This window comes from Kitasatospora sp. MY 5-36 (assembly GCF_001182915.1).
Lineage (GTDB): Bacteria > Actinomycetota > Actinomycetes > Streptomycetales > Streptomycetaceae > Kitasatospora.
Window position 1 is genome coordinate 1 of record NZ_LFVW01000443.1, and the last position, 9,807, is coordinate 9,807.

8 protein-coding genes are annotated in these 9,807 nt (G+C 74.9%); 5 read left to right on the plus strand and 3 right to left on the minus strand.

Annotation, left to right across the window (positions count from 1 at the left end; genetic code table 11):
* A partial coding sequence (locus AE652_RS26120) for an MFS transporter (RefSeq protein ID WP_063780270.1) occupies positions 1–1,505 on the minus strand: 1,505 nt, incomplete at its 3' end.
* Positions 1,506–1,657: 152 nt separating this feature from the next.
* Here AE652_RS26120 and AE652_RS26125 point away from each other — a divergent pair.
* The 3 genes from AE652_RS26125 (at position 1,658) to AE652_RS26135 (ending at position 3,960) form a co-directional block, all read left to right on the plus strand.
* The gene (locus tag AE652_RS26125; protein WP_234348540.1) at positions 1,658–2,347 is read left to right on the plus strand and encodes a TetR family transcriptional regulator; all 690 of its coding nucleotides are present in this window, start codon (positions 1,658–1,660) and stop codon (positions 2,345–2,347) included.
* A 35-nt stretch (positions 2,348–2,382) separates the two neighbouring features.
* Positions 2,383–3,192: an enoyl-CoA hydratase/isomerase family protein gene (locus tag AE652_RS26130; protein ID WP_082345972.1), complete on the plus strand. Its 810-nt coding sequence runs from the start codon at positions 2,383–2,385 to the stop codon at positions 3,190–3,192.
* A gap of 150 nt (positions 3,193–3,342) precedes the next feature.
* Positions 3,343–3,960, plus strand: a complete 618-nt coding sequence (locus AE652_RS26135; RefSeq protein WP_063780271.1) for a hypothetical protein — start codon at positions 3,343–3,345, stop codon at positions 3,958–3,960.
* A 37-nt stretch (positions 3,961–3,997) separates the two neighbouring features.
* On the opposite strand, the gene AE652_RS26140 is transcribed toward AE652_RS26135, so the two are convergent.
* On the minus strand, positions 3,998–5,224 hold the full coding sequence (locus tag AE652_RS26140) for an acyl-CoA dehydrogenase family protein (RefSeq protein ID WP_049655719.1): 1,227 nt from the start codon (positions 5,222–5,224) through the stop codon (positions 3,998–4,000).
* 125 nt (positions 5,225–5,349) lie between these two features.
* On the opposite strand from AE652_RS26140, the gene AE652_RS26145 reads away from it, so the two are divergent.
* Together AE652_RS26145 and AE652_RS26150 are read left to right on the plus strand one after the other, a co-directional pair.
* Positions 5,350–5,973, plus strand: a complete 624-nt coding sequence (locus tag AE652_RS26145) for a TetR family transcriptional regulator (RefSeq protein WP_049655722.1) — start codon at positions 5,350–5,352, stop codon at positions 5,971–5,973.
* 87 nt (positions 5,974–6,060) lie between these two features.
* Positions 6,061–7,512, plus strand: a complete 1,452-nt coding sequence (locus AE652_RS26150) for a cellulase family glycosylhydrolase (protein WP_049655724.1) — start codon at positions 6,061–6,063, stop codon at positions 7,510–7,512.
* 15 nt (positions 7,513–7,527) lie between these two features.
* On the opposite strand, the gene AE652_RS26155 is transcribed toward AE652_RS26150, so the two are convergent.
* A complete protein-coding gene (locus AE652_RS26155; protein ID WP_049655725.1) occupies positions 7,528–9,552 on the minus strand; it encodes a M3 family metallopeptidase in 2,025 nt (674 codons plus the stop codon).
* Positions 9,553–9,807 lie beyond the last annotated feature (255 nt).

A 9,807-nucleotide genomic window follows, 5' to 3' on the forward strand; every position in this document is an offset into this window, starting at 1 on the left:
GCCGGCCCCGCCAGCTCGGCCGGCCGCAGCCGCAGCACGCACACCAGTGCCAGCGCCAGCACCCCGCCCGCCGACAGGAAGACCACGTCCACCGCGTCCGTGAAGCTGCGCACCGCGTGCTCACGCGCCGCCCCGGTCAGCGCCCGGACCGCGCCGAGCGGCCGCCCCGGCTCGCCCGCCTCGAAGACCCGGGTCAGCACGGTGCCGAAGAGCGCCGCGCCGAGCGCGCTGCCGAGGCTCTGGAAGAACCGGATCCCGGTGGTCGCCACCCCCAGCTGGTGCCGGGGCGCGGTCTCCTGCACCACCGTGACCAGCTGGCCGATCAGCTGCCCCAGCCCGCAGCCCAGCAGGGCGAGTTCGGCCAGCACCGCCCACAGCGCGGTGTCCGGCCCGCTGAGGCCGAGCAGGGCGAGGGCGAGCGTGGCGCAGGCCGCGCCGGCCGCCAGGAAGGTCCGGGGCGGGTGGCCGCGCCCGGTCAGCCGCCCGACCAGTAGGCCGGCCGCCGTCATCCCGGCCGCCATCGGGACCAGGTAGAGGCTGGCCGAGGTCGGGGCGACGCCCCGGGCGATCTGCAGGTAGAGCATCACGTACATGATCGAGCCGACCATGCCCATCCCGACCAGCCCCTGGATCGCGAAGCCCAGCCGCACCGCGCGGATCCGGAACAGCGACAGCGGCAGCACCGGCTCGGCGGCGGTGGCCTGACGCCACAGGAAGAGGCCGAGCGCGGCCAGGGTGGCGGCAGCGAGCCCGAGGATCACCGGGGAGGTCCAGGCGTGGTCCTTGCCGCCCCACTCGGTGACGAGCAGCAGCCCGGTCGCGAAGGCCGCCGCGAGGGCCGCGCCGACGAAGTCCAGGCTCCGGCGGCCGGTCGCCCGGGGCAGCCTGACCACCAGGGCGACGCCGACCAGCACCAGCAGGCCGAGCGGCAGGTTGACGTAGAAGACCCAGCGCCAGCCGAGGTGGTCGGTGAGCAGCGCGCCGACCAGCGGGCCGACCGCCATGCCGAGGCCGGCGACGATCCCGCCCACCGCCCCGCCCTTGGCGCCGCCACGCTCCTCCGGGTCCTTGAACTGGGCGATGACCACCATGGTGACGCTCATCAGCCCGCCGCCGCCGACGCCCTGCACCGCCCGGAAGGCGATCAGCTGGTCCATCGACCGCGCCGCCCCGCAGAGCGCCGAGCCGAGCAGGAAGGTGCCGACGGCCCCGAGCAGCACGCGCTTGGCGCCGTACACGTCGCAGAGCCTGCCGTACAGCGGCAGCAGCGCGGTGGCGGCCAGGGCGAACGCGCTGACCAGCCAGGGCAGCCGGTCCACGCCGTGGACGGGGTCGAGGTCGCGGACGATCGGCACGGTGGCGGCCGACACGATGTTCATGTCGAGCACCGCCAGCACGATCGTGACCAGGCAGAGCAGCATGCCCAGCTTGCGCTGGGCCGGGGTCATCAGCGCGGTGTCCGGCGGCGCGGGTGCGGCAGCGGGTACGGCGGCGGCGGTGGCCATGGTCGGGTCCCCCCAGGGTCCGTCGGGTTCGCGCCGGGGCCGGGGCGGCCGGCGGCACGCCCTCACCATCGCAGCGTTTTTGGACTCGGTCAATTCTTCATCCCGACCAATCTTTCTGCCTGGTCAACATTTGATCCTGGTACAGTCCCCCCATGGCGATGCGACCCGCACAGGACTTCGGCCCCGACGTCGACCTCGACGCCCTCCCGCTGCGCGAGCGCAAGAAGTTCCAGACCGGCATGCGGATCTTCCGCACGGCCGTCGCGCTGTTCACCGAGCGCGGCTTCGACCAGGTCTCGGTCGCGGAGATCGCCGCCGCCGCCGAGGTGTCCAAGATGACCGTCTTCAACTACTTCCCCACCAAGGAAGACCTGGTCATGGGCCCGATGGAGCAGCACCTCGACGAGCCGGCCCAGGCGGTGCGCGACCGCGCCCCGGGCACCTCGGCGGTGACGGCGCTGCGCGAGCAGTTCCTCGCCGCACTGGAGCGCTTCGACCCGGCCGCCGGGCTGAACGACGACCGGATCGTGCTCGACGTGGTCCGGCTGATCCACCGCACCCCCGCGCTGACCGCCCGCGCCACCCACGGCTTCGACCGGCTGGCGCACGCCGCGCTCGCCGCCGAACTGCTCGCCCAGGACCCGGCCCACGACGAGCTGACCGCCCGGGTCGCCACCGCCCAGCTGCTCGCCGTCCGGGTCGCGCTGATCGCCGCCAACCACCGGCGGATGCTGGCCGGCGAGCGCGCCGCCGACGCCCTGCCCGCCGTCCTGGAGGAGGCCCGCCGCGCCTTCGCCCTGCTCGAGCACGGCCTCGGCGACTACTGCGCCCGCGCCGCCTGAGAGAGTTGGCCCACCACGACCGACCGGAGGTGCGCATGGACCAGCCGCTGCTCACGCGGGACCGCTCCGCCCTGCCCGCGCAGGCCGACGGCCTCAACGCGTACGTCGGCGAGGACGGCGTCGCCGTCCTGGAGTTCGCCCGCCCGCACCGCCGCAACGCGGTGACCCTGGCGGTCTGGCAGGCGCTGCCCAAGGTGCTGGAGCAGCTGGCCGGCCACCCGGGCGTGCGCGTCCTGCTGCTCACCGGCGCCGGCAACACCTTCAGCGCGGGCGCGGACATCGCCGAACTCTCCGAGGTGTACGGCGATCCGGACCGCGCGGAGGCCTACCACGCGACCAACGTCGCCGCCGAGGAGGCGCTGGCGGCCTTCCCGCACCCGACCCTCGCCGTGGTGCACGGCGCCTGCGTCGGCGGCGGCTGCCAACTGGCCGTCGCCTGCGACCTGCGGTTCGTCGCCGAGGACGCCCGGCTCGGGATCACCCCGGCCAAGCTCGGCGTGGTCTACCCGGCGGTGCCGACCGTACGGCTGGCCCGGCTGATCGGCCCGGCCCGGGCCAAGTACCTGCTGTTCTCCGGCGAGTTGGTGGCCGGCCGGGACGCGCTGCCGCTCGGCCTGGCCGAACGCGTCCTGCCGGACGCCGAACTGGACGTCGCCGCCCTGGACTTCGCCCGGCTGCTGACCCGTCGCTCCGCCCAGACCGTCGGCGCGGCCAAGGCCGTCCTGGACGCCTCGCCCGAGCGGGCCGACGAGGTCCTGGCCCCCTGGCTGCTCCGCGCCCGGGAGGGCTCGGACGTCCGCGAGGGCCTGGCCGCCTTCCTGGAGGGCCGGCCCGCCCGGTTCTGAACGGGAACGGGTCCGCGCGGGAACGGGTCCGAGCGGGAACGCTCCCGCGCGGGAACGGTACGGGCCCGGCGGAAGGGGTCGCAGCAGCACCCGTACGATCATCCGGCCGGAACCCGTCCACCCCTTCCCACCTCCGGAGCACCCACCCCGATGACGACCGAGGCCCAGGCCGTGCCCGCCCCGCCCGCCCCCACCCGCCGGACGGCCCTGGCCCGCCGGATCACCGACGGCCTGGAGCCGAAGAACGTGATCCTCGTGCTGCTCCCGCTGCTGGGCGGCCTCCGCTACGGCTGGGCGGGCATCGGCTGGGCGCTGTTCGCCGCCCTGTTCGCCGCCGTCGTCCCGACCCTGATCATCGGCCACGGCATGCGCAAGGGCACCGTGGCGGACCGTCACGTCGGCCGACGGCAGCGCCGGCTGACCCTCTTCCCGCTCATCATGGGCTCGGTGCTGCTCAGCTTCGCGGTGATGATCGGACTGGACGCCCCGGCCGACCTGACCGCGCTGGTGCTGGCGATGTTCGCCTCGCTGGTCCCGATCCTGGTGATCACCGTCTGGTGGAAGGTCTCCGTGCACACCGCCGTGGCCACCGGCGCGGTGGCCTGCCTCGCCATCGCGCTCGGCCCGCTCTGGCTGCTGCTCGGCGCGCTGGTCCCGCTGATCGGGTGGTCCCGGGTGGTGCTGCGGGACCACACCGCCGCGCAGACGGCCGTCGGCGCGGCGGTGGGCGCGCTCGCCGCCGGCCTCACCTTCTGGGCCGCCCGCTGACGGACGGCCCACCGGCCCGGGCGGCCAGGGCGACCGGTCAGCGGATCGGCACCCCCGAGATCGCCCGGGCGATCACCAGCCGCTGGATCTCGCTGGTCCCCTCGAAGATCGAGTAGATCGCGCTGTCCCGGTGCATCCGCTCCACCGGGTACTCCCGGGTGAAGCCGTTGCCGCCGAGGATCTGCATCGCCTGCGCGGTCACGTACTTGGCGGTCTCGCCCGCGTACAGCTTGGACATCGAGCCCTCGGCCGCCGTGAACGGCTGGTTGTTGACCGCCATCCAGGAGGCCCGCCACACCAGCAGCCGGGCCGCGTCGATCCGGGTCCTCATGTCGGCGAGCTGGAAGGCCACGCCCTGGTTGTCGATGATCGGCCGGCCGAACTGCTCCCGGGTCCTCGCGTAGTCCAGCGCGACCTCGTACGCGGCCCGGGCGATGCCGATCGCCTGCGCGCCGACGGCCGGCCGGGAGGCCTCGAAGGTGGCCATCGCCGCGTTGCCCCTGCCGCCGGGGCGCTTGACGCCCTCGCGGGCCCGGGCGAGGCGCTCGTCCAGCTTCTCCTTGCCGCCGAGCAGGCAGCTGCCGGGCACCCGGACGCCGTCCAGCACCACCTCGGCGGTGTGCGAGGCGCGGATGCCGTGCTTCTTGAACTTCTGGCCCTGGCTCAGCCCCGGGGTGCCCGGCGGGACGACGAAGGAGGCCTGGCCCTTGGCGCCGAGCTCCGGGTCGACGGTGGCGACCACCACGTGGACGGCGGCGATCCCGCCGTTGGTGGCCCAGGTCTTGGTGCCGGTGAGCACCCACTCGTCCTTGGCCTCGTCGTACACCGCCCGGGTGCGCAGCGCCGAGACGTCGGAGCCGGCGTCCGGCTCGGAGGAGCAGAAGGCGGCCACCTTGACGTCCTCCGGGGTGCCGAACATCTGCGGGGTCCAGGTGCCGATCTGCTCGTCGGTGCCGTTGGCCAGCACCGCGACGGCGGCCAGGGTGGTGCCGACGATGGACAGCCCGATGCCCGCGTCGCCCCAGAACAGCTCCTCCATGGCGATCGGGATGCCGACGCCGGAGGGGTCGAAGTACTGCTGGGCGTAGAAGTCCAGCGAGTAGATGCCGAGTTTGGCGGCCTCCTGGATGACCGGCCAGGGGGTCTCCTCGCGCTCGTCCCACTCGGCCGCGGCGGGGCGCATCACGTCGGCGGCGAAGCCGTGCAGCCAGTCGCGTACGGCGAGCTGGTCCGCGCCCGGGTCCAGCGAGAACGTGCTGCTCATGGTGCGTGCCTCCGAAGACGTGTGCGGCCGACCGGGGTGTTACCTCGGGTAACATCGTCGGAGTCTGCTACTGATTGGTAACCGGTGTCAACGCCCAGACGGACCCCAACTCCGAGGAGCAGCGCATGTCCCGAGAGCCCCGCCGCGAGCAGCTGCTCAACGCCGCCGACCGGGTCGTCCAGCGCGAGGGGCCGGGCGCCAGCATGAACGCCATCGCCGCCGAGGCCGGCATCACCAAGCCGATCCTCTACCGCCACTTCGGCGACCGGAACGGCCTGATCAGAGCCCTGACCGAGCGCCACACCGGCGGACTGCTGGCCGCCGTCCGGGCCGCCCTCGCCGAGCCGCTGGAGCGCCGCGACCGGGTCGAGCACGTGCTGGACACCTACCTCGCCGGCATCGAGGCCCGCCCCCAGGTCTACCGGCTGCTCACCCACCCCGAGCCCGGCGACCCGAGCGGCGCCGGCAACGCCCTCGCCCCCGCGCTCCGGCAGATCGCCGAGGAGATCACCCGGGCCGTACAGAGCCAGGTCGACCTCGGCGCCGACCGCGACCTGCTCGCCGAGGCCTGGGGCCGGGGCATCACCGGGATGGTGCTGGCCGCCGGGGACTGGTGGCTGGAGACCAGACCCTGCTCGCGCGCCCGGATGGTGCAGGCGCTGGCCGACCTGCTCTGGGGCCGGCTGGCCGCCGCCGCGGACCGGCCGACCGCCGTCCTGCCGACCGCGCCCGAACCGGCCGCGGACTGAGTCCTCCGTAGACCGAACTCTTGTGCGGCGCACGCAAGTCCGGGCATCATCGGGCCCCACCCCCACCCCCGCCGTGCGAGGTCCCCGATGCGCCTGCGCCGCACCGCCGTCGCCCTGCTGCTCGCCGCCACCGCCGTCCTTACCGCCGTCCCGGCCTCGGCCCACGACGGCCCCCCGGACCGCTTCCCCACCGGAACGGCCACCGCCGCCGACGGCCGTACCGCCCTCACCGACGCCCAGGGCCGCCGGCTCCTCCTGCGCGGTTTCAACCTCGACAAGTACGCCGAGGCCACCCCGGCCGACCTCGACTCCGTCGCCGCCCAGGGCTTCACCCTGGTCCGGCTGCCGGTCTCCTGGACCAGGCTGGAACCCCGGCGCGGCCGCCTCGACCCCACCGAGCTGAACCGCGTCCAGCGGCTCCTCGACCGGGCCGACCGGCTGGGCCTGCTGGTCCTGGTCGACCTCCACCAGGACGTCTACGGGCCCGCGTTCGGCGGCGGCACCAACGGCGTCCCCGTCTGGGCCACCCGGGACGACGGCCTGCCGTTCACCCCGGACCCGGACGACTGGTTCGCCGGCTACTTCCAGCCCGCCGTCCAGGCCGCCTTCCGCCACCTCTACGACGACCCCGACCTGCGCGCCTGGCAGGCCGACTTCTACACCCGGCTCGCCCGCGAACTGCGCGGCCACCGCTCGCTGCTGGGCTACGACCTGTTCAACGAGCCGTTCGGCCCGGTGGACGGCGACCCGAGCGACCCGGCCGTGCTGGCCGCCGCCGCCTCCGCCCTGGAGCAGGGCCGGCTGGCCGACATGTACCGCCGCCTGATCGCCGCCGTGCGCCGGGCCGACTCCCGCGCCTGGCTGTTCGTCGAGCCGACCGTGCTGGTCGGCCAGGGCGTGCCCACCAGCCTGCCCGGCTTCGCCGACCCCCGCCCCGGCGCGGCCCGGCTCGGCTACGCGCCGCACTTCTACGACACCGCGGTCGAGGGCGGCGCCGACTGGAACCCCGCCGACGGCTTCGTGGAGCGGTACACCGCCGCGATCACCGGCTACCCGGCCGCCCACCGCCTGCCCGTCCTGGTCGGCGAGTGGGGCCCGCCGGACTCCCGCACCCCGGGCAACACCGAGCTGGTCCGCCGTCAGACCGCCGCGATGGACGGCTTCGCCGAGGGCTGGACGATGTGGTACTGGTGCCGGGGCAACGGCGGCTACTGCGCGCTCGACCCGGCCGGGCGCCCCGCCCCCGGCGACGAACCCGCCTTCGGCCCGTACCCGGTGGCCGTCGCGGGCACGGACGTCCGCACCGACGCCCGCGCCGACGGCGCCACCGTCCGCTGGCACGCCGACGGCACCGGGCGCGGCAGCGAACTCCTGCTCCCCCCGGCCGCGTTCCCGCACGGGGCCCGGGTCGCCGTCTCCCCCGCCGGCGCCCGGGTCGAGGTCGACCAGCCGACCGGCGGGCGCGCGGGAACCGTCCGCGTCCGGCTCCCGCACACCCGCCGGGGCACAACCGTGACGGTCACGCTCACCGCGGCCTGACCGTGACGGTGACGGTCAGACCAGCCCCCGGCGGGCCAGCAGCGGCCCGGTCTCCGGAGCCCGGCCGACCACCGCGCGGAAGGACTCCAGCGGGTCCCGGCTGAACCCGCGCGCCAGCAGCTCGCGCCGGAACAGCTCACCGCTCTCCCGCACCGCGCGCCCGTTGGTCTCGAACCACTGCACGGTGTCGGCGTCCAGCACCTCCGACCAGATGTACGCGTAGTACGCGGCGCTGTAGCCGCTGGAGAAGATGTGCTGGAAGTACGTCGTCCGGTAGCGCGGCGGGATCGCGTCCACCGCGATCCCGGCCGCGGCGAGCGCCCGCGCCTCGAACTCCTCGGCGTCCGCGACCTCCTCGCCGCGCGGCACGGTGTGCCACGCCCAGTCCAGCAGCGTGGCCGCCAGGTACTCCACCGTCCGGAAGCCCTGCCCGAAGCCCTCGGCCGCCGTCATCCGCTCGACCAGCTCGGCCGGCAGCGGCTCCCCGGTCGCGTGGTGGCGGGCGTAGTTGGCCAGCACCTCCGGCCGGACCATCCACATCTCGTTGACCTGCGAGGGGAACTCGACGAAGTCCCGGGGCACCGAGGTGCCGGAGAACAGCGGGTAGCGCACGTCCGAGAACAGCCCGTGCAGCGCGTGCCCGAACTCGTGGAACAGCGTGCGCACCTCGTCCCAGTCCATCAGCACCGGCTCGCCGGGCGCCGGGCGCGGGATGTTGAGGTTGTTCAGCACCACCGGGCGCTGCCCGGTCAGCCCGGACTGGGCCACCATCGCGTCCATCCAGGCGCCGCCGCGCTTGGACGCCCGGGCGTGGAAGTCGCCGATGAACAGGCCCAGCGGGGTGCCGTCCTCCTCGAACACCTCGAAGACCCGGGCGTCCCGGTGGTGGGCCGTCAGCTCCGGCCGCTCGGTGAAGGTCACCCCGTACGCCAGGTTCGCGGCGAAGAACACGCCGTCCCGCAGCACCCGCTCCAGCTCGAAGTACGGGCGCAGCACGGCCGCGTCCACCTGGTAGGAGCTCTGCCGGACCTTCTCCGAGTAGTACGCCCAGTCGTGCGCGGCGATCTCCGTGATGCCGTCCGCGGCGGCCGCCCGGGCCAGCTCGGCGGCCTCCCGGCGGGCGTTGGCCACCGCCGGCTCCACCAGCCGGGCCAGCAGCGAGGAGACCGCCTCGACGGTGCCGGCCGTCTCGTCCGCCACCACGTACGCGGCGTGGCTCGGGTACCCGAGCAGCGCCGCCCGCTCGGCGCGCAGCCCGGCCATCCGGATCGCCAGCGGGCCGTTGGCCTCGACGCCCCGGCCGAGCGAGGCGGCCAGCAGCCGCTCGCGCACCGCGCGGTCGGTGAGCTGGGCCAGCTCGGGCTGGCCGGAGGTGTTCTTCAGGCTCAGCACGTACCGGCCGTCGTGGCCCAGCACCCGGGCGTTCTCGGCGGCCCCGGCGATCGCGCCCCCGGACAGCCCGGCGAGCTCCTCGGCGGAGTCCAGGACCAGCGCGGCGGCCCGGGTGGCGGCGTTCACGTTCTGCTGGAACGTGGTGCCGAGCGCGGCGAGTTCGGCGTTCAGCTCGCGCAGCCGGGCCTGCTCGGCCGCGCCCAGCCGGGCGCCGGAGCGCACGAAGGCGGTGTACCGGCGCTCCAGCAGGCGCAGCGACTCCGGGTCCAGGCCGAGCCCGGCGCGGTCCTCGTGCAGCGCCTCGATCCGGGCGAACAGCGCGAGGTCCAGGTGGATCGCGTCGTGGTGGGCGGCGAGCAGCGGGCTCACCTTCGCCTCCACCTCGTCCAGCACGTCGGTGGTGTCCGAGGAGGACTGGTTGCGGAACACCGCGTCGACCCGGCGCAGCAGCTCCCCGGAGCGCTCCAGGGCCACCAGGGTGTTCTCGAAGGTCGGCAGGCTCCGGTCCGCGGTGATCACCGCGATCTCGGCCAGCTGCTCGGCCATCCCCCGCTCGTACGCGGGCAGGTAGTGCTCCTCGCGGATCTCGGCGAACGGCGGGAGCTCGTAGACCAGCGGGCTGGCCTGGAAGAACGGGTTCACGGTCATTTCGCGAACCCTACGCCGTGTCCCGAGCCGTGCCCACGTGCTTTTACCGCCCCTCGCGGGGCCCGCGTGCCGCCCGTTGTCGTACCCACCCGTTAACGTCGACGCGCGGGCCCGTCGGTCGCGGGCCGCGGCGTGCCCGTCCGCGGGCCCGCGTCCCCGTACCCGTCCCCGCACGCCCGACCGCGCGCCGGAGAGGAGCAGCCCCCGTGGCACCCAGGACCGCCATCGCGCCCGATCCGCACGGCCCCGGCGGCC

What these genes read in the sequence shown, in the direction of transcription:
- AE652_RS26145 (WP_049655722.1), top strand. Translation starts at nt 5,350, where the DNA reads ATGTCCCGAGAGCCCCGCCGCGAGCAGCTGCTCAACGCCGCCGACCGG.
- AE652_RS26125 (WP_234348540.1), top strand. Translation starts at nt 1,658, where the DNA reads ATGGCGATGCGACCCGCACAGGACTTCGGCCCCGACGTCGACCTCGAC.
- AE652_RS26135 (WP_063780271.1), top strand. Translation starts at nt 3,343, where the DNA reads ATGACGACCGAGGCCCAGGCCGTGCCCGCCCCGCCCGCCCCCACCCGC.
- AE652_RS26140 (WP_049655719.1), bottom strand. Translation starts at nt 5,224, where the DNA reads ATGAGCAGCACGTTCTCGCTGGACCCGGGCGCGGACCAGCTCGCCGTA.
- AE652_RS26150 (WP_049655724.1), top strand. Translation starts at nt 6,061, where the DNA reads ATGCGCCTGCGCCGCACCGCCGTCGCCCTGCTGCTCGCCGCCACCGCC.
- AE652_RS26155 (WP_049655725.1), bottom strand. Translation starts at nt 9,552, where the DNA reads ATGACCGTGAACCCGTTCTTCCAGGCCAGCCCGCTGGTCTACGAGCTC.
- AE652_RS26130 (WP_082345972.1), top strand. Translation starts at nt 2,383, where the DNA reads ATGGACCAGCCGCTGCTCACGCGGGACCGCTCCGCCCTGCCCGCGCAG.